The 18649-nt window shown below is 60.8% G+C and carries 14 protein-coding genes; 8 read left to right on the top strand and 6 right to left on the bottom strand.

The features are described 5' to 3' along the window. Window positions 1–297: 297 nt before the first annotated feature. Genes EJA72_RS06545 through EJA72_RS06535 form a run of 3 tightly spaced genes read right to left on the bottom strand, consistent with a single transcriptional unit; the run spans window position 298 to window position 2457 of the window. A complete protein-coding gene (locus EJA72_RS06545; protein WP_157710681.1) occupies window positions 298–1239 on the bottom strand; it encodes a FecR family protein in 942 nt (313 codons plus the stop codon). A gap of 37 nt (window positions 1240–1276) precedes the next feature. Next, the gene (locus EJA72_RS06540) at window positions 1277–1822 is read right to left on the bottom strand and encodes an RNA polymerase sigma factor (RefSeq protein ID WP_157710680.1); all 546 of its coding nucleotides are present in this window, start codon (window positions 1820–1822) and stop codon (window positions 1277–1279) included. Further along, a complete protein-coding gene (locus EJA72_RS06535) occupies window positions 1819–2457 on the bottom strand; it encodes a secretin and TonB N-terminal domain-containing protein (RefSeq protein ID WP_157710679.1) in 639 nt (212 codons plus the stop codon). Before EJA72_RS06535 ends, EJA72_RS06540 begins: the two co-directional genes overlap by 4 nt. 237 nt (window positions 2458–2694) lie before the next feature. Between EJA72_RS06535 and EJA72_RS06530 the strand changes: the two genes are divergently transcribed. The 4 genes from EJA72_RS06530 (at window position 2695) to EJA72_RS06515 (ending at window position 9193) form a co-directional block, all read left to right on the top strand. Further along, the gene (locus EJA72_RS06530; protein ID WP_157710678.1) at window positions 2695–3039 is read left to right on the top strand and encodes a hypothetical protein; all 345 of its coding nucleotides are present in this window, start codon (window positions 2695–2697) and stop codon (window positions 3037–3039) included. A gap of 284 nt (window positions 3040–3323) precedes the next feature. Continuing rightward, window positions 3324–4577, top strand: coding sequence for a multidrug efflux RND transporter periplasmic adaptor subunit MexE (mexE, locus tag EJA72_RS06525; RefSeq protein ID WP_157710677.1), 1254 nt, complete (start codon window positions 3324–3326; stop codon window positions 4575–4577). Window positions 4578–4592: 15 nt separating this feature from the next. After that, the gene (locus tag EJA72_RS06520; protein WP_157710676.1) at window positions 4593–7775 is read left to right on the top strand and encodes an efflux RND transporter permease subunit; all 3183 of its coding nucleotides are present in this window, start codon (window positions 4593–4595) and stop codon (window positions 7773–7775) included. Then, on the top strand, window positions 7772–9193 hold the full coding sequence (locus EJA72_RS06515) for an efflux transporter outer membrane subunit (RefSeq protein WP_157710675.1): 1422 nt from the start codon (window positions 7772–7774) through the stop codon (window positions 9191–9193). The genes EJA72_RS06520 and EJA72_RS06515 overlap by 4 nt, the downstream gene beginning before the upstream one ends. 213 nt (window positions 9194–9406) lie before the next feature. Here the strand turns inward: EJA72_RS06515 and EJA72_RS06510 are convergent, their stop codons facing one another. The 3 genes from EJA72_RS06510 to EJA72_RS06500 are packed head-to-tail and all read right to left on the bottom strand — an operon-like array spanning window position 9407 to window position 12708. Continuing rightward, window positions 9407–10366, bottom strand: coding sequence for an HlyD family secretion protein (locus EJA72_RS06510; RefSeq protein WP_157710674.1), 960 nt, complete (start codon window positions 10364–10366; stop codon window positions 9407–9409). A 4-nt stretch (window positions 10367–10370) separates the two neighbouring features. Next, on the bottom strand, window positions 10371–10571 hold the full coding sequence (locus tag EJA72_RS06505; protein ID WP_157710673.1) for a DUF1656 domain-containing protein: 201 nt from the start codon (window positions 10569–10571) through the stop codon (window positions 10371–10373). Then, complete coding sequence (locus tag EJA72_RS06500; RefSeq protein ID WP_157710672.1) at window positions 10561–12708, bottom strand: FUSC family protein; 2148 nt, start codon at window positions 12706–12708, stop codon at window positions 10561–10563. Before EJA72_RS06500 ends, EJA72_RS06505 begins: the two co-directional genes overlap by 11 nt. A 338-nt stretch (window positions 12709–13046) precedes the next feature. On the opposite strand from EJA72_RS06500, the gene EJA72_RS06495 reads away from it, so the two are divergent. The 4 genes from EJA72_RS06495 (at window position 13047) to EJA72_RS06480 (ending at window position 18543) form a co-directional block, all read left to right on the top strand. Continuing rightward, complete coding sequence (locus tag EJA72_RS06495; protein ID WP_157710671.1) at window positions 13047–13946, top strand: bestrophin family protein; 900 nt, start codon at window positions 13047–13049, stop codon at window positions 13944–13946. 75 nt (window positions 13947–14021) lie between these two features. Beyond that, window positions 14022–15077: a tetratricopeptide repeat protein gene (locus tag EJA72_RS06490; protein WP_157710670.1), complete on the top strand. Its 1056-nt coding sequence runs from the start codon at window positions 14022–14024 to the stop codon at window positions 15075–15077. 305 nt (window positions 15078–15382) lie between these two features. Beyond that, window positions 15383–16885 carry an ATPase domain-containing protein gene (locus tag EJA72_RS06485; RefSeq protein ID WP_157710669.1) on the top strand — a complete coding sequence of 501 codons (1503 nt, stop codon included), beginning with the start codon at window positions 15383–15385 and terminating at the stop codon, window positions 16883–16885. Beyond that, entirely contained in the window at window positions 16885–18543 is a 1659-nt protein-coding gene (locus EJA72_RS06480) for an ATP-binding protein (protein ID WP_157710668.1), read from the top strand. Before EJA72_RS06485 ends, EJA72_RS06480 begins: the two co-directional genes overlap by 1 nt. The last annotated feature ends 106 nt before the right edge of the window (window positions 18544–18649 follow it).

The following is an 18649-nucleotide window of genomic DNA, read 5'->3' as shown; positions in this document are numbered from 1 at the left end:
TTTTCGATTGGCGCAAGAGGCCGCAGGTCAACAAGAACCTGCTGTTACGACATAGGCAGTTGGCGAAAGGCGCGACCGAACGGATGTCACACAAACTTCATGATTGAGGAGTAACCAGACAAACCTTGCAGGAGCGAGCTCGCTCGCGAAAAACCCGAGGGCGCCGGGGGGTGTCTGGTTTCAGGTGTGATCGTTCACGATTTTCGCGAGCAAGCTCGCTCGCGAAAAACCCGAGGGCACCGCGGGGCATCAGGTTTGAGGTGTGATCAGGTGGCGATGCTCGTTTTTTTGATACCCCTAACTCAGCACCACCACCCCACCCGGCAGCTCGGTGCACTTGGCCCCATACGCATCGCGAATCAACAACGCAACCCCCGCCAACTGATCCAGGCTGAACCGCGCCTGCACCTTGCGCTTGCCCAGTTCGCTGTTGAGCAGCAGCAACATGCCCGGGCGGTAGCGGTTGATTTCATTGATCACTGACGCCAGCGTGGCGTCGTTGAACACCAGGATCTGCTGGCGCCAGGCGACAACGGCCGAGCTGTCGACCGCTTGCGGGGTGCCGACCGTGCGGCTGTCATAGGTCAGTTGCTGCCCCGGTTCCAGACGAATACCGCGCCCCAACACTTCTACCTGCACACTGCCATCAAGACAGGTCACGCACACGCTCTGGTCGATATTGCGCAGGTTAAACCGGGCCTGGCTGGCACTCAGCCAACCGCTTGCGGCCTGCACCTTGAGCACGCCCTGCGCTCGTGTCTGGACTTCGACTTCACCACTGAGCAACTCCAGCTGTTGTGCACCCTCGTCGCTGTCCCGACGGTTAATGCGTGTCTGGGTGTTGAGCTCAAGACTGACGCCGTCCGCCAGATCGAATCGACGCTGCTCGCCCACCTCGGTGATGTAGTCTGCGCCCAGACCGGATAGGCCACCCGGCACCGTCGCACGAATCAGGAAAAATGCCGCAGACGCAGCTACGGCACCGCCGAGAAATGCCCGTCGGCCAAAATGCCGGGGTGCCTGCAATTGCATTACAGCCGGCTGCAATTGATGCCACAGCGCTTTGGTTTGCTCAAACGCGAGAGCATGACCGGGGCTTTGAGCACACCACTCGCGCAGGGCTCGTGCATCGGCCACGGTCGCCCGGCCCGACGTCAAAAGGACCAACCAGTCCTGGGCTTCGCGGTTGATCCGGTCCTGGGGCGTTACCTCAGGCGGTGAAATACGGAAGATGTTCAAGCGCGGGGATACTCACGGATTAATCTGGGCTCTTCTATCAAGACGGTTTTCCCGCGCCGGGACCGAACCGCTGAATGACTTTTCTTTCAAGACGCCCGGCACAATGGTTCAGGGCGGCCTTGATTTCCTTCTCGACCATCCGGGTCGAAATGCCGAAACGCTGGGAGATTTCCAGGTGCGGCGCCTCTTCCAGGCGTGCCGCGATAAAGATCTTGCGGCGGCGTGCCGGCAATTCGTACAGGGCGTGGAGCAGCAACTGAATTTCTTTCTGCCCACCCACCACCCGTGCCGGGTCGAGCGCTTCATCGGAGACCTGAAGCAGTTCCTCAACCTCAGTACCGGTCAGCAACCGGGCGTCCGACTGGCGCCTATCCGCCGCGATGTTCAGCGCCATGCGGTACAGATACGCATTGGGCTGGGCAATATTGGGCGGTTCTTCCATGCGGTCGACCCGCAGGTAGGTTTCATGCAGGACGTCGTTGGCCAGATCCTCCGAACCCAGACGCCGGCGCAGCCGCGCCTTGAAGTCGTCATAGGACGTCAGGAACAGTCTGACCATCGAACTTTTCCCGGTGTCTTTCATTGCCCGGAAACTCCTTTCCACTGTTGGCATTCCATGCGCTTTCCTGAAGACTCCGGTAGCAAAAGCAGCGTGACCGGCTGGCCAAGCGAGCTTGGTGCCGGGCGTTCGATGTCGAGATTGCGTAAAGCTTCCACCAGCGCCGCGTCACGCTGAACATCCCCCGTGGAGGTGACGAGGCGACTATGCTGGACCACCCCGTCACGACCGATCCACAGTTGCAGCAAGGCCCGAAAACTGCCTGGCCGAATCGACAGCGAGTGGCACATCCGACGTTCGATCGCCACTTGAATCGATGTCGCATAACTACTGCCGACCAGCGACACACTGTTGGCCTTCGGTGCCGCTGCAGAAGGCACCTGCGCCACCTGTGCCACTTGCAAGGTGAACGCATCCGCTCGGGTATACCGGGCCATCAAACCGCTGCCGCTAAGCAACAGGCTCAGGGCGTCGGTTGCGCTTAAGCGCCCTTTCACCGCGATTGACCGCCGGCCGCGCGTCAGTTGGCGATCCACCAGAACGGCCATGCCGGTGTCACGACTGAAGCGTTCGAGTGCACTGGCCAGTTCCTGCGCCGGAATATCCAGGTCTTGCGTTCCGCCGGCGTCAACCTGACCGCTCACCGCCGCAGAAGCCATTAACCAAAGCAATAACGCCAGGCACGCCCTGCGAACACATGACGCTAAAACCTGGCTCCCCTCCCTGGCGCTGCCTCGCTGCACGGCTGACGTTTCCCTGAAAACCGTCATCCTGATGGCTGTTTATGAATCTGGTGTGACGGGCGGTGCAAAAAAAACATCACGAGGCCATCACGCGTGCTGCTCTAGACTCAGGTGCATACGCGGCCCGTTCCCGGGTCGGCCAGGAGGCCTTGAATGAACTATCTGTCTAATGTTGCAGCAGGCTTGCTGCTGATTACACTCCCCATCATCGCCCAGGCCGAAGAACCGCTGGGTTGTGTCGACGTATCAGTGGGAGGCTACAAAGCGCCGGATTACAACTGCCTGAGCCAGCAGATGGGCAACAACCCGGAGGGCGCCGCGGCCGCGCAAAAGAACAGGGCGGGCATGAACGTACCGGTCGACAAACGCCCGCCCAATCAGGTTGGATTGGCAACGCCGGCGGCCACCAGTACGCGCATGGGCAATACCTTCGGCACCTCGGTCAAACCCCAGCGCCCTGCGCCCACTACCGGGACTTCGCCGTTGATGGGTAAATAAGCTGGCGGCTCCCTGAATCGATTTGGCGCCGCTGGCTCGCTCCCTGTAGGAGCGAGCCTGCTCGCGATGGCCACGGCTCGATTCCCAGCTCAAGCGTTGCATTTACCGCAACACTGAATTTCCATAATTTACGTTGATCGATTTCCAACCAGAGGCGCATGCTAGAGAGCTCGCCTGGTTCTTATATCATTCCGAATGATAGTTACCTTTGGTTCATTCGATTCGTGGGATCCCCCCTCGCCGAGCATCATCCGTCCATTCTCAATACATTGGCGGATGCATCCATGGAACAGTCACTCAAACATTTGCGCTTCCCGTTGGCCTTGTTGGCCGTAGTGGTGATGAGCGCTTGCGGCAAGGCTCCGGAAACTGCCGCCACCGCGCCCGCAGCCAAAGTCAGCGTGGCCAAGGTGCTGGAACAACCGGTCAACGAGTGGGACGAATTCACCGGTCGCCTCGAAGCGCCGGAAACCGTAGAAATTCGTCCACGGGTCTCTGGTCAGATCGATGAAGTGGCCTTTATCGAAGGCGCCTTGGTCAAGAAAGGTGACTTGCTGTTCCAGATCGACCCGCGTCCGTTCCAGGCTGAGGTTCGCCGCCTCGAAGCCCTGGTCGCCCAATCCCGCGCCAACGCCACCCGCAGTGAAAACGAAGCCCAACGTGGCGAGCGTCTGCGCACCAGCAACGCGATTTCCGCCGAGCTGGCCGATTCGCGCACCAGCGCTGCGCAGGAAGCCCGTGCCGCGGTAGGTGCCCTGCAAGCACAACTCGACCTGGCCAAACTGAACCTGAGCTTCACCCGCGTGACCGCGCCAATCAGCGGCCGTGTCAGCCGTGCGGAAATCACCGCCGGCAACCTGGTGACCGCCGACACCACGGCGCTGACCAGCGTCGTTTCCACCGACAAGGTCTACGCCTACTTCGACGCCGATGAGCGGGTGTTCCTCAAGTACACCCAGCTCGCTCGCCAGGGCAAACGCGGCGCCACGACTCCGGTGTACATGGGCCTGTCGAACGAAGACGGCAACCCGCACCTGGGTCAGATGAACTTCGTCGACAACGCAGTCAACCCGAAAACCGGCACCATCCGCGGTCGCGCCGTGTTCGACAACAGCGACGGCAGCTACACCCCGGGCCTCTATGCTCGCCTGAAACTGGTCGGCAGCGGCACCTACTCCGCCGTGCTGATCAACGACGAAGCGGTCGGTACTGACCTCGGCAAAAAATTCGTGCTGGTGATGGACGCCGACAACAAGACCGCCTACCGCGCCGTCGAATTGGGGCCGAAAATCGAAGGCTTGCGCATCGTGCGCAGCGGCCTGAACAAGGACGACACCGTCATCGTCAAGGGTCTGCAACGGGTTCGCCCGGGTTCACCGGTCACCCCTGAAGTGATCCCGATGGCCAGCGAGCAAACCCTCGCCGCTCTGGCTCAACAACGACAAGCGCTGGAAGCCAGCAACCTGCCCCAAGTCGCGCCTGCCAAGGTCGCGCCGGGTTCGGTTGTGAAACTGGCTGCTGCGACCCCACGCGGTTAAGGGACGACAACTTCGATGAATTTTTCCCAATTCTTCATTTCACGGCCGATCTTTGCAGCGGTGCTGTCGCTGCTGATCCTGATCGCCGGCGCCATCTCGCTGTTCCAGTTGCCGATCAGCGAATACCCGGAAGTGGTGCCGCCGACCGTTGTGGTCCGCGCCAACTTCCCGGGTGCCAACCCTAAAGTCATCGGTGAAACCGTGGCAGCTCCCCTGGAGCAAGCCATCACCGGCGTCGAGAACATGCTGTACATGTCCTCGCAGTCCACCGCTGACGGCAAAATCACCCTGACCATCACCTTCGCCCTGGGCACTGACCTGGACAACGCGCAGGTGCAGGTGCAGAACCGTGTGACCCGTACCGAGCCGAAACTTCCAGAAGAAGTGACGCGCATCGGTATCACCGTGGACAAGGCTTCGCCCGACCTGACGATGGTTGTGCACTTGACCTCGCCGGACAAACGCTACGACATGCTCTACCTGTCCAACTACGCGATCCTCAACATCAAGGATGAGCTGGCTCGTCTGGGTGGTGTCGGCGATGTGCAGTTGTTCGGCATGGGCGATTATTCGCTGCGTGTATGGCTCGACCCGAACAAGACCGCTTCGCGCAACCTGACCGCCACCGATGTCGTGACGGCCATTCGTGAACAGAACCGCCAGGTCGCGGCCGGTCAGCTGGGCGCGCCCCCCGCCCCGAATGCCCAAAGCTTCCAGCTGTCGGTCAACACTCAGGGCCGCCTGGTCTCCGAGGAAGAGTTCGAGAACATCATCATTCGCGCAGGCGACAACGGTGAAATCACTCGTCTCAAGGACATTGCCCGCGTCGAACTGGGTTCCAGCCAATACGCCTTGCGTTCGTTGCTGAACAACCAGCCAGCCGTAGCCATTCCGATCTTCCAGCGTCCGGGTTCCAACGCCATCGAAATCTCGAACGAAGTTCGCGGCAAGATGGAAGAGTTGAAAAAGAACTTCCCGCAAGGCATGGACTACAGCATCGTCTATGACCCGACGATCTTCGTGCGCGGCTCCATCGAGGCGGTGGTTCACACCCTCTTCGAAGCGCTGATCCTCGTTGTTCTTGTAGTAATCCTGTTCCTGCAAACCTGGCGCGCCTCGATCATTCCGTTGGTGGCGGTGCCGGTGTCGCTGATCGGTACGTTTGCCGTGATGCACCTGTTCGGCTTCTCGTTGAACGCCCTGTCGCTGTTCGGATTGGTACTGGCCATTGGCATCGTGGTGGATGACGCCATCGTGGTGGTGGAGAACGTCGAGCGAAACATCGGACTGGGACTCAACCCGGTCGAAGCGACCAAGCGCGCCATGCGTGAAGTGACCGGCCCGATCATCGCGACCGCGCTGGTGCTGTGTGCGGTGTTTATCCCGGCCGCATTCATCTCCGGGTTGACCGGGCAGTTCTACAAGCAGTTCGCCCTGACCATTGCGATTTCGACGGTGATCTCGGCCTTCAACTCGCTGACCCTGTCGCCTGCACTGGCTGCCGTGTTGCTTAAAAGCCACGATGCACCGAAGGACCGTTTCTCCAAGGTTCTGGACAAGCTCTTCGGCGGCTGGTTGTTCCGTCCGTTCAACCGCTTCTTCGACAAGGCCAGCCATGGTTATGTCGGCACCGTGGGCCGGGTTATCCGCAGCAGCGGTATCGCCCTGATGCTGTACGCAGGCCTGATGGTGTTGACGTTCTTTGGTTTCTCCAGCACCCCGACCGGTTTCGTACCCGGCCAGGACAAGCAATACCTGGTGGCCTTCGCGCAATTGCCGGATGCCTCGAGCCTGGACCGTACCGAAGACGTGATCAAACGCATGTCCGACCTGGCCCTGAAACAGCCTGGCGTGGAAAGTGCGGTGGCCTTCCCTGGCCTGTCGATCAACGGTTTCACCAACAGCCCGAACGCTGGCATCGTTTTCGTCACTTTGAAACCTTTCGACGAGCGTAAAGACCCGAGCATGTCTGCCGGTGCGATTGCCGGTGCGTTGAACGGCCAGTTCGCCGGGATTCAAGAAGCCTACATGGCGATCTTCCCGCCGCCGCCGGTACAAGGCCTGGGCACCATCGGTGGTTTCCGCCTGCAAATCGAAGACCGGGGCAACCTGGGCTACGACGAGCTGTACAAAGAAACCATGAACATCATCACCAAAAGCCACAGCGTGCCAGAACTGGCCGGCCTGTTTACCAGCTACACGGTGAACGTGCCGCAGGTCGATGCCGCCATCGACCGCGAGAAAGCCAAGACCCACGGCGTGGCCGTCAGCGACATCTTCGACACCCTGCAGATTTACCTGGGCTCGTTGTATGCCAACGACTTCAACCGCTTCGGTCGCACCTATCAGGTCAACGTTCAGGCCGAGCAGCAGTTCCGCCTCGAATCCGACCAGATCGGCCAGCTGAAAGTGCGTAACAACAAGGGCGAGATGATCCCGCTGGCGACCTTCATCAAGGTCAGCGACACCTCGGGTCCGGACCGCGTGATGCACTACAACGGCTTCATCACCGCTGAAATCAACGGCGCGGCCGCCCCGGGCTACAGCTCCGGCCAGGCGGAAAAAGCCATCGAAAAACTGCTCAAGGAAGAACTTCCGAACGGCATGACCTACGAATGGACCGACCTGACCTACCAGCAGATTCTGTCCGGCAACACCGCGCTGTTCGTGTTCCCGCTCTGCGTACTGCTGGCGTTCCTGGTACTCGCGGCGCAATACGAAAGCTGGAGCCTGCCGCTGGCGGTGATCCTGATCGTACCGATGACCCTGCTGTCGGCCATCACCGGTGTGATCGCGTCGGGTGGCGACAACAACATCTTCACCCAGATCGGTTTGATCGTACTGGTGGGACTGGCCTGTAAGAACGCGATTCTGATCGTCGAGTTTGCCAAGGATAAACAGCAGGACGAAGGCCTCAGCCCGCTCGCCGCGGTACTGGAAGCGTGCCGCCTGCGTCTGCGGCCGATCCTGATGACCTCCTTCGCGTTCATCATGGGTGTTGTGCCTCTGGTGTTCTCCAGCGGTGCCGGTGCCGAAATGCGTCACGCCATGGGTGTGGCGGTGTTCTCCGGGATGCTCGGGGTGACCTTCTTCGGTCTGCTGCTGACCCCAGTGTTCTACGTGTTGATTCGTAACTTTGTGGAGCGCGGTGAACAACGCAAAGCGGCCAAGGCCCTGAAACTGGAGTCGCAACAATGAGCCTGAAAGCCTTTTTGCCAAGCCTGCTGGTACTGGCCCTGAGTGCCTGTGCCGTCGGCCCGGACTACAAGACCCCGGCCACGGAGCCGGCGAACATCACCACCGCCACCGATGGCGCTGCCGGCCAGAAAAACTTCGACCGCTCGCATTTCGAAGGCATTTGGTGGCAGCAGTTTGAAGACCCGACCCTCAACCAGTTGGTGACCCAATCGCTGCAAGGCAACCGGGATTTGCGCGTGGCGTTCGCTCGCTGGAAAGCCGCCCGGGCGATTCGCGACGACGTCAGCAATGACGCCATGCCGACCATCACCAGCCGCGCCAGCAGCGATCTGGCCAAGGGACAAATTCCCGGCCAGACCACCAAGCGGGTCAACAGCGAACGCTATGACCTGGGCCTGGACATGGCCTGGGAGATCGACCTGTTTGGCCGCATCCAGCGCAATCTGGAATCGGCGGACGCCGAACAGCAAGCGATTGAAGCCGACCTGTACCAACTGCAAGTCACCATGATTGCCGAGCTGGTCGACTCGTATGGCCAACTGCGCGGTGCGCAACTGCGCGAAAAAATTGCCCTGGCCAACCTGAAGAATCAGCAGGATTCGCGCAAGATCACCGAAAGCCTGCGTGATGCCGGCGTCGGCGATCAACTGGACGTGGAGCGTGCCGACGCACGCCTCGCGTCGGTCGAAGCCAGCGTGCCTCAGCTGCAGGCTGAACAGGCCCGGCAGAAAAACCGTATCGCAACCCTGCTGGGCGAGCGCCCGGACAAGTTGACCGTGGACCTGAGTCCAAAAGACTTGCCGGCGATCGCCAAGGCATTGCCGATCGGCGATCCGGGTGAATTGCTGCAACGTCGTCCGGACATTCTCAGCGCCGAACGCAAACTGGCCTCCGCCACCGCCCGTATCGGCGTGGCCAAGGCTGATTTGTTCCCGCGGGTCAGCCTCAGCGGCTTCCTTGGTTTTACGGCCGGGCGTGGTTCGCAGATCGGTTCCTCGGCGGCCAACGCCTGGGCACTGGGCCCAAGCATCACCTGGGCCGCGTTTGACCTGGGCAGCGTGCGGGCCCGTCTGCGCGGCGCCGATGCCGAAGCCGAAGGCGCCCTGGCGACTTACGAGCAGCAAGTGTTGCTGGCCCTGGAAGAATCGGAAAACGCCTTCAGCGACTACGGCAAGCGCCAGCAACGGTTGATCTCGCTGATTCGCCAGAGCGAAGCCAGCCGTGCCGCCGCCGACCTGGCGGAGATTCGCTACCGCGAAGGCACCGTCGACTTCCTCGTGTTGCTGGATGCCCAGCGTGAGCGTCTGGCCGCAGAAGACACCCAGGCCTTGGCCGAAACCGATCTGTATCGCGGCATTGTCGCGATTTACAAAGCCCTTGGCGGTGGCTGGCAACCGGAGACCGTCGCCAGCAAGTAACGTTTTATAGAGCTCAGTTGGTCGACCCAAACCGACCAACTTTTTCAGCCCCGCGCCTCATTCGGTCGCGGGGCTTTTTTTTTTTCGTAAACGCAATGCCCCTGTAGGAGCGAGCTCGCTCGCGAAAAACGCCTAGACACCGCGTTCATCCAGACAGCCCGCGTTATCGTTGGCGTCCATCGCGAGCAAGCTCGCTCCTACAGGGGGTTATCGTTAATTTTGAGGGGTGCGGGTTTCCTGGACGGTCACGGTGGCCGTGGTCCCGGCACGAAGTTTGGCTTTGCCCGCATAGTCGGCATCGATCAGTATCCGCACCGGCACCCGCTGCGCCAGCTTGACCCAGGTGTAGCTGGGGTTGATGGTGGCCAGCAGGCGACCACCCGGCAGGTTTTCCCGGTCGGCGATGGCGAAGGCGATGCTTTGCACCGTGCCGCCGAAGGTCTCGCCGCTCATCAATTCGATTTTCACGCGATCCCCCTCCTCGATGCGCGGCAGCTTGGTTTCCTCGAAGTAACCGCTGACGTAGAACGAATCGCTGTCCACCAGCGCCAACAAGGCGCCACCGGCCGATGCGTAGTCGCCCTGACGGGTCAGCAGGTTGGTCACGTAGCCACTGACGGGGGATTCGACCCGGGTGCGCTGCAAGTCCAGTTCGGCCTGGGTCAGCGCCGCGATTGCCAACTGCACATTGGCCTGGGCCAGGCCGAGGTTGGCCTGATTGCGCAGCAATTCGGCCTGGGCGACGGCGACCTCGGTGCTGGATTTTTCCCACTCTTCCCCCGAGATCGCGAACCGTTGCTTGAGGGTCCGTCGCCGGACCTCTTCACTCTGGCGCTGCCTGAGCAGTGCTTCGCTGGCAACAATCGAGGCCTGGGACTGCCCCAGCGTGGCTTTGGCCACTTCCACCGAGCGTTTGGAATGTTCCACCGCCAGCGTGTAGCGCGCCGGATCAATCTCCAGCAGCAATTGCCCCTTGTCGACGTGCTGGTTGTCCTGGACACCGAGGCTGACAATGCGCCCGGACACATCCGCTGACAGGGTCACCACATCGGCCCGCACCCGCGCATCCCGGGTCCACGGCGCGCGGGTGTAATGTTCCCAGGCGAACCAGCCCAGGACGAACGCCAGCACCACTACCGCCAAGGTCGTGAGTCGGGGAAAAATCTTTTTCAAGAGGTCAGGCTCCCATCAGCAGGATCAACGTCGCGCAGACACAGGCGTACAAGGCGCCTTCAAACAGCGCCTCGTGCCAGACAAAACGCAGCACGCCGACGCGCCGCAACAACCAGTCCAGCAACAGGAAAATCGGCAAGGCCAGCAGCAGGGCCTGGGCGATGGGTGGCAGGTAGACGCCACCGACTTCCAGATCAATGGGCAAGGGCCGGTACTCCTTCCACGTCTGCAGCTTGAAAGTAGTCGCGGTAGCGCTCAAGAAACGACACCACGATCAGCAACGCAACGCGCATTCTGAACACCGACCACAGGTGTTCATGCACGTCTAGGTGCAGGTCGTCCAGTTCATCGCCCAGGCGTCGCATCTGTGTGAGCAACGATTGAAGGTCGATTCCGGGTCGCCCGGCGATCAATCGACCTGTTTCACGGACGGCCGTCAGCAAGCGGTTTTGTTGTTCAGTACTGAGTAAGGTGTTGCTTTGCCCCTGTTGCCGGAGTTGATTCAGCGCCACGCCCAGCGCCATGCAGCCGAGGCTGACTTCGTACAGGTCGCGGGATTGGCGGTCACTGGTGGCGGGCAGCAATCCGAGCATCATGGTCAGGCGGTCGACCATACGACTTTCAAACGCAAACTGCTGCTCGTCGGTAGTCGGCGTTTTCAGCAACGCGTAGACCTCCTCACAGTTCTCCTTGAACAGTCGGCGCATTCGCAACACCGGCCTGAACGGGAAAATCAGCGCGTAGACACTGAGCGCCAGCGTGGCAGCGCACATATACGCACCGGCAAACTCGAACCACTGAATGGCCGTGTTCTGGCCGCCCCCCACGTTTTGTAGACCAAGCAGCAACATCGTCGTCAGTCCCAGACCAATGCCAGTGCCTGTGGTGGGTGGGCTGGAGAGCCCCACCGCGACGGCGTACAACAACGGAACGAGCAACAAGGCGAGCAGCTCGAATTCACTGATCAGCGGTATCAGCAGGAACAGATACAGGCCCGACACCACCAGTGCCAACGCCAGCCCCCTGGCAAAACTCTGGCTGGCCAGCAACGGCCGTGGAAACGTCGCCATCAGCGAACAGAGGATTCCCACCACGATCATCCCGCCTCGGGCTCCGTCCCAACCGGTTTCGATCCAGATCATTCCGGCCACGACCAGTGCCGTAAAAGCCCGGATCGCGTTCATGGCCGCCAGGGTGAAGTCCAGATGCAGCGGGTTTTCCTGCCCGCGGTACACGCAACTCGCTTCACGCCCTTCCTGGATCGCATCGCCCAGTTCCAGAATCTGCCCCAGTTGCTCCAACATCCGCGCCTGTTCCCAACGCAGTGACCAGGCCAGCGAGCGCAGGGTGGCCGGCATCGTTTCGGTGAGTTGTTCCGCCTTGTAGGCCTGGTCATCGAAACGCTGCTGCAACGCCAGAAACGGTTTGCGCGCCTCGGCCGAAAGCGAGCGCCCTTTCACCGCCAGTTCATCGAGAAAGGCCAGTTCCTCGGCGCGCAGATGTTGAATCTCTGGAGGCAACGCGCCTTCCCAGCGCTCGGCCAGCAGTTGTCGTTGATGGCGCAGCGCGGTCAGCCGCGAGGTCAGCAGCACCAACTGATTACCCAGCAGTTGCACCAGCCCATTAGCGCTGCGCAACCGAGGCGCATCGAAATACAAATGTCGGCGCACGCCCTCCAGGGCGCTGATCGCACCGAGCAATTGCATCTGCCGCTGCTGAAAATCGGCCTCGCTCTCTTCGGTTCGAATGACAGCGGCGGAGTGGGTCGCCAGCAGTTTGATCACTTGGTCGATCTTGGCGAAGTAGTCCCGGGCCACGGCTTCCGGCCGCGCAGTGAGCAGGCTCACCACGCACACGCAAGCTACCGCCAGCAGCGTTTCAGTCACACGGGTAACGGCCAGAAGAAAGGTGCCGTCCTGATCGGGTACTGCCAGCAGCGCCACGACCACCGCCGTATAGCCGCTCAACACAAAGGCCTGGGAACTGGTGTAACGCAGCAAGGTGCCGCCGGCGGTACACAGCGCCAACCACAACGCCAGGGTGACGATGAACGGCAGCGGCGCCTGGGGGAATATCGCCATGATCACCACCGCAACGACCGCCCCCGCCGTGGTGCCGATAACCTGGCCAAAGCTTCGGGCCAAGGCCATGCCACCCAGCGGCTGGCTGACGATGACCACCGCCATGATCGACCACTTGGGCTGGTCCAGGTCGAAAAGGAACGCCAGGTACAGCGTCAGAATGCCCGCCGCGATGGTTCTCAAGGCGAACAACAACACCCCGGGGCCGGGGTTGAGTATCGCCTTGAAATATTGCAGCAGCGGTTGCATGGGAACACTCATCGAGTCATCTCCAGCAAGCGTAGTCACTGCATGGGTGCCTCGACAGCTTTCGGTGTCGACGCGACCTGTAGGAAAAAGCACCAAACCTGTGGCGAGGGAGCTTGCTCCCGCTGGATTGCTCAGCGGCCCCAAAAGTGTGCCTGCTCCTGAAATTTTGTGAGTGCTGCGCACTCAAGCGGGAGCGAGCTCCCTCGCCACAAGTTTGCGTACAACTCGATGATTAGGGACATATCGATAGATCCGCTCGATGACCCCGTCAGCCATAGCGATTGGACAGACACCTGCCCTCCCCCTAGGCTGAAACCGCTGCGAAAGCGTCATTTAAAAAGCCTCTGACCATGATTGTGCGTGCCAAGCCGAACCTGATCGGCATCCTGTTTTCCCTCAAGGGCTCGATTGCCAAGCGCATCGCGCTGCGCAGTCTGTTGGTCACGCTGCTGGCCTCGGTGATCGTGCTGGTCGAGACCTGGCACCCGGCGTATTTTTCCAAGGTCAACGCCACGCCGTTCACCTTGCTGGGCCTGTCGCTGTCGATCTTCATGAGCTTTCGCAACAACGCCTGCTACGACCGCTGGTGGGAGGGCCGCAAGCAACTCGGGCAGCTGATCATTGAGGTGCGCTCGCTGATTCGGCAGACCCAGGGGTTGATGGACGAGATCGAACGGGCTCATGTGTTACGCGAGCTCTGCGGCTTTGCCCACGGTTTGATCGCTCGCCTGCGCCGGGAAGATGAGTCGGCTGCCATCAACCCCTGGACGAAATCAGCTATAGAGGCCAGCCATCCCAACCTGACCGACGCCCTCCTCCAGCGCATTGGCGCTCACTTCTCGACGTTGGCCCACAGCGGCCGGATCAGTGAATGGCGGTACACCCAGCTTGAGGCTCGACTGGTCAGCCTGAGTCAGGTTCAAGCCAGCTGCGAACGGATCAAAAGTACTCCGCTGCCTTTTCCGTACACCTTGTTGCTGCACCGCACGATTTACCTGTTCTGCATCCTGCTGCCGTTTGCCATGGCCGAACCACTGGGCTGGTTGACCCCCGTGTTCACGGCCATTGTCAGCTACACCTTTTTTGGCCTCGATGAAATCGGCGACGATCTGGAGGACCCGTTCGGCTTCGATGAAAACGACCTGCCTTGTAATGCCATCCTGCGCACCCTGGAACGTGAAGTGCTGGCGGCATTGGGGCAAACCGATTTGCCGCCGGCCCTTGAACCCATCGAATACGTGCTGAACTGAGTCAGGATTTGACTCACGGCCCTGCCTGACCGAAGCTGGCGCCTTTGCAAAAGCTTGCCAGCAACGGATTCCTGCATGCCCCTGTCCCGCCGTTATTTGCTCATCTGCGCTTGCGCCCTGATTGCCATCGGGCTTGCCTGGGCGTTCCTGCGCACCTCAACCCCCGTGGTCCCGGAGGCGATCAAGCGCGGTTATAGCGAAGCGCTGAACCAGGCTCGCAACGGTCAACCAGGCGCTGCGCGGGTCCTGTACCAGCAATTGGGTCGTCCCGACATTTCACCCAAACGACGCATCTGGCTGCACGCCGAGCTGCCCAACTACCCCAGCCCCCAAGCCTTGAAACTGGCAGATGCGGACCTGCAGCACGCCGACCCCGAGGTGCGCATTGCCGCGATCAGAAGCATCAGCGGGCTGGTGCCCAACGGCCAGCGCAGCCTGTTGCTCGGGCCCTTGCTCGACGACAGCGAGCAGAGCGTGCGGCTCGCCGCGGTCAATGCGCTGCTCGGGCTTTCGCCGGATGACCTTGGCTTGTACTTCGGGCCGTTGGAGCAAGCCATCGATGCTTGGGAACAGGTTCTGAAAGCCGCGCCACCCAGCGCCGCCAACTTCTATCAACTGGCACGATTGCACCTGCACAACGCCGAATTGAAAGAAGCGCAACAGGCACTCGAGGAGAGTTTGAAACTGGACCCCGGCAATTTGCCCGCGCTGGTGATGCAGATTGATGTGCTGGACAGGCAGGGACAAAGCGACGCGGCCCGGCAGTTGCTGGCCAAGCAACTGCAAACACAGCCCGACTCCGCTTATCTGCAACATGCCCTGGGCCTTTGGTTGCTGCATCACGGTCAAAGCGAGTTCGCCCTGCTTGGCTTGTCCAAAGCTGTAGAACTTGAGCCGGACAATAAGGATTACCGCTACGACCTTGCCACCACGCTGCACGGCGAGGAAGAACTGGAGGCGGCGCAAAAACAATTGCAGGAAATCGTCCAGCGTCACCCGTCCGACCGCAAGGCTCGGGTGCTGCTGATCAATTACTGGAAGGAAAGCGGACAGTTGCAGAACGTGCAGATTCTGTTGGCGGAGCTGGAACAGCTCAATCCCGACGATCCGGCGTTGCAGCAAGGTCTTTGACGCTCACCGGGCGACCGCTGCGCGCTCGGACGCAGCCTCGCAGGCTCGACAGCTGCTACAAGCATCCCCCGCGCGCGCCCTATGTAGCAGCTGTCGAGGCACGAGGCTGCGTCGGGCTGCGCAGCGGCCCCCGAGGGCGGTCCTGCGAACGCGCAACGCAGCTTCGCAGGCTCGACAGCTGCTACAAGGGTGCGAAAGCAAAAAGTGTTGAACGCTCATCGCGGCTAAAGGTCAAGTGATCAGGCAGTCCATTCAGGCACATACGGCCTGCTGCCTCGCTTCCCCTAGTCATGAGAGGGCATTTTTTGTCTACATCAAACGAGTTGTTCAGTGCAAAAGCCGCCACCGGCATCGAAGGTCTGGATGACATCCTGGCCGGTGGACTGTCCCGCGGCCATGTATTTTTGCTGGAAGGCGAACCCGGAACCGGCAAAACCACCGTTGCCTTGCATTTCCTGTTGGCCGGCGCGAAAGCCGGCGAGCGCTCGTTGTACATCACCTTGTCGGAAACCGAGCGAGAGTTACGCCAAGGGGCGCTGTCCCACGGCTGGGAGCTGGATGAAAACATCCATATCTTCGAGCTGACGCCGCCGGAAAGCCTGCTCAATGCCGAACATCAGCAGAGCCTTCTGTACTCCTCCGACCTTGAACTGGGTGAAGCCACCAAGCAGATTTTCGAAGTGGTCGAACGGGTGAAGCCTACCCGTGTGGTACTCGACAGCCTTTCGGAAATACGCCTGCTGGCCCAAAGCTCGCTGCGCTACCGGCGCCAGATCCTCGCGATCAAACACTACTTTGTGCGGTATGACGCCACCGTGGTGCTGCTGGACGACCTGACCACCGAGTCCCTCGATAAAACCGTGCACAGCGTGGCCCACGGTGTTATTCGCCTGGAAGAGCTGACCCCCAACTATGGCGCCGAACGCCGGCGGATCCGCGTGGTGAAGTACCGTGGGCAAAAATACCGTGGCGGCTATCACGACTTCACCATCATGGGCGACGGCGTGCACGTGTTCCCCCGCCTGGTCGCCGCCGAACATCGCGGCAAGTACGTTCGCACGCAACTCACCAGCGGCATTGCGGAAATGGACGCCCTGCTCGGTGGCGGTATCGAGACCGGTTCGAGCACCTTGATCCTCGGCCCGGCCGGTACCGGCAAGTCGCTGATCTCGATGATCTTCGCCGCAGCAGCCGTGGCCCGTGGCGAAAAAGCTGCATTATTCATTTTCGATGAAGACCTCGGCCTGCTGTTCGAGCGCATGAAAAACATGGGCATCGACCTGAAAGCCCTGCAAGAGACCGGCAATCTGTTGATCGAACAAGTGGATGCCGCCGAGCTCTCCCCCGGCGAATTCACTCACCGGGTTCGCCGCTGCGTCGACGAGGGCGGGATCAAAACCGTGGTCATCGACAGCATCAACGGCTACCAAGCTGCTATGCCTGAAGAGAATGCGCTGATATTGCACATGCACGAATTGCTGCTGTACCTCAATCGCCAGGGCGCCGCGACGTTCATGACCGTTGCCCAGCACGGGTTGGTCGGCGACATGCAAGCGCCCGTGGACATTACCTACCTGGCCGACTCGGTCATTCTGCTGCGTTACTTCGAAGCGGTGGGCAAAGTTCGCCGAGCGATTTCAATTATCAAAAAACGTACGGGCAGCCATGAATCGACCATCCGCGAATACCGCATCAACGGGCGCGGCATGACCATCGGCGAACCGCTGGACGCCTTCCAGGGCGTGTTGCGTGGTGTGCCGACCTACTTGGGCGCGAGCAAGCCGCTGCTCGGGGACGAGAGTCCGTGATGGCCCGGGAGGCAACGTCCGAGCGCGCGATCATTCTCGCGCCGCTGGGACGTGACAGCCAGATTGCCCTGATGATGCTTAAAGAAGCGGGCTACGAAGGCATCGTGACCCGTGATCTTGGCGGGCTGTGCGGGGAATTGGAACTGGGTGCCGGCTTGCTGCTGATCGCCTCCGAAGCCTTGTTGGGCGTTGACCTTGAGCCGCTGCTCGCCCTTATCGAGCAACAACCGGCCTGGTCGGACTTGCCCATCGTCTTGCTGACCTACCATGGTGGCCCGGAACAGAACCCGGCGTCGCGTTTCAGTCCGCAACTGGGCAATGTCACCTTTCTCGAGCGCCCTTTCCACCCGGTCACCCTGATCAGCCTGGTGACCACCGCGTTGCGCGGTCGACGACGACAATACGAGGCCAGGGATCGGCTGGTCGACTTGAGCCAAAGTGAGTTGCGCCTGCAAACCACCCTCGAAACCCTTGAGCAGCAAGTCGAGGAGCGTACTGCGCAATTGCGCCATAACGAAGAAGCCTTGCGTCAGTCGCAGAAAATGGAAGCGGTCGGCCAGCTCACTGGCGGCATTGCCCACGACTTCAACAACATGCTCACCGGCATCATCGGCAGTCTGGAGTTGCTGCGCCGGCGCCTGGCCCGCGGGCGCACCGAGGATCTGGACAGCCTGATCGACCTGGGCGTGACCTCGGCCAACCGTGCGGCGGGTCTGACCCATCGTCTGCTGGCGTTCTCCCGGCGGCAGTCGCTGGATTCCAAACCGGTGCAGATGAATACGCTGGTGGAATCCATGGGCGAACTGCTGCAACGCAGCATCAACGAAAGCATCCAGCTGGACATGCACCTGAGTGATGGCCTGTGGGTTGCCGAAGCGGACCCAAATCAATTGGAAAGCGCCCTGCTCAACCTGGTAATCAATGCTCGGGATGCCATGCCCAACGGGGGCAAATTGGTGGTCAAGACTGAAAACCAGCACCTGACAACCGAAAACCAAGGCAGCCTGGCGCCAGGAGATTACGTAGTGTTGAGCGTGACCGACACCGGCTGCGGCATGCCGCAAAGCACCATCAACCGCGCCTTCGACCCCTTCTTCACCACCAAGCCAATTGGCCAGGGCACCGGCCTCGGGTTGTCGATGATCTATGGCTTTACCAAACAGTCCGGCGGTCATGTCGCCATCGACAGCGTCGTGGGGAAAGGCACCACTGTGAGTCTGTTTCTGCCGCGTTTTGGAGGAGACGTGCCGCAGCACGAACCGGTCGATATCCCGCACGCACCTTTCGCGCAGAACGGTGAAACCGTGTTGATCGTCGAGGACGATCCGGCGGTACGGGTATTGGTCAGCACGGTGCTGAGCGAGTTGGGCTATGCGTTTGTCGAAGCGGGGGATGCGGACAGTGCGGTGCCGATTCTTGATTCCGCGCAGCGTATCGATCTGTTGATCAGCGATGTCGGGTTACCCGGCATGAACGGCCGGCAACTGGCGGAAATCGGCCGGCAGTACCGCCCTGAACTGAAGGTGTTGTTCATCACCGGTTACGCGGAACATGCGGCTGTGCGCGGGGGCTTCCTCGATCCTGGCATGCAGATGATCACCAAGCCCTTCACCTTCGACCTGTTGACGGCGAAGGTGCGGGAGATGATCCGGATCTGAGTACACGCGCACGTTTCGGGGAGCGTAGCAGCTGCCGAGGCACGAGGCTGCGTTGCGTGTCCGCAGGACCGCCCTCGGGGGCCGCTGCGCAGCCCGACGCAGCCTC

Origin of the sequence: Pseudomonas sp. PB120 (genome assembly GCF_009761815.1) — a bacterium.
Lineage (GTDB): Bacteria > Pseudomonadota > Gammaproteobacteria > Pseudomonadales > Pseudomonadaceae > Aquipseudomonas.
The sequence above is the reverse complement of the archived record's forward strand: the minus strand, read 5'-3'. Positions and strand labels throughout refer to the sequence as shown.

Bases quoted from the DNA above. Each gene is read 5' to 3' on its own strand.
- EJA72_RS06540 (WP_157710680.1), bottom strand. From the start codon at position 1,822: ATGAAAGACACCGGGAAAAGTTCGATGGTCAGACTGTTCCTGACGTCC.
- EJA72_RS06535 (WP_157710679.1), bottom strand. From the start codon at position 2,457: ATGGCTTCTGCGGCGGTGAGCGGTCAGGTTGACGCCGGCGGAACGCAA.
- EJA72_RS06530 (WP_157710678.1), top strand. From the start codon at position 2,695: ATGAACTATCTGTCTAATGTTGCAGCAGGCTTGCTGCTGATTACACTC.
- mexE (WP_157710677.1), top strand. From the start codon at position 3,324: ATGGAACAGTCACTCAAACATTTGCGCTTCCCGTTGGCCTTGTTGGCC.
- EJA72_RS06520 (WP_157710676.1), top strand. From the start codon at position 4,593: ATGAATTTTTCCCAATTCTTCATTTCACGGCCGATCTTTGCAGCGGTG.
- EJA72_RS06515 (WP_157710675.1), top strand. From the start codon at position 7,772: ATGAGCCTGAAAGCCTTTTTGCCAAGCCTGCTGGTACTGGCCCTGAGT.
- EJA72_RS06500 (WP_157710672.1), bottom strand. From the start codon at position 12,708: ATGAGTGTTCCCATGCAACCGCTGCTGCAATATTTCAAGGCGATACTC.
- EJA72_RS06495 (WP_157710671.1), top strand. From the start codon at position 13,047: ATGATTGTGCGTGCCAAGCCGAACCTGATCGGCATCCTGTTTTCCCTC.
- EJA72_RS06490 (WP_157710670.1), top strand. From the start codon at position 14,022: ATGCCCCTGTCCCGCCGTTATTTGCTCATCTGCGCTTGCGCCCTGATT.
- EJA72_RS06480 (WP_157710668.1), top strand. From the start codon at position 16,885: ATGGCCCGGGAGGCAACGTCCGAGCGCGCGATCATTCTCGCGCCGCTG.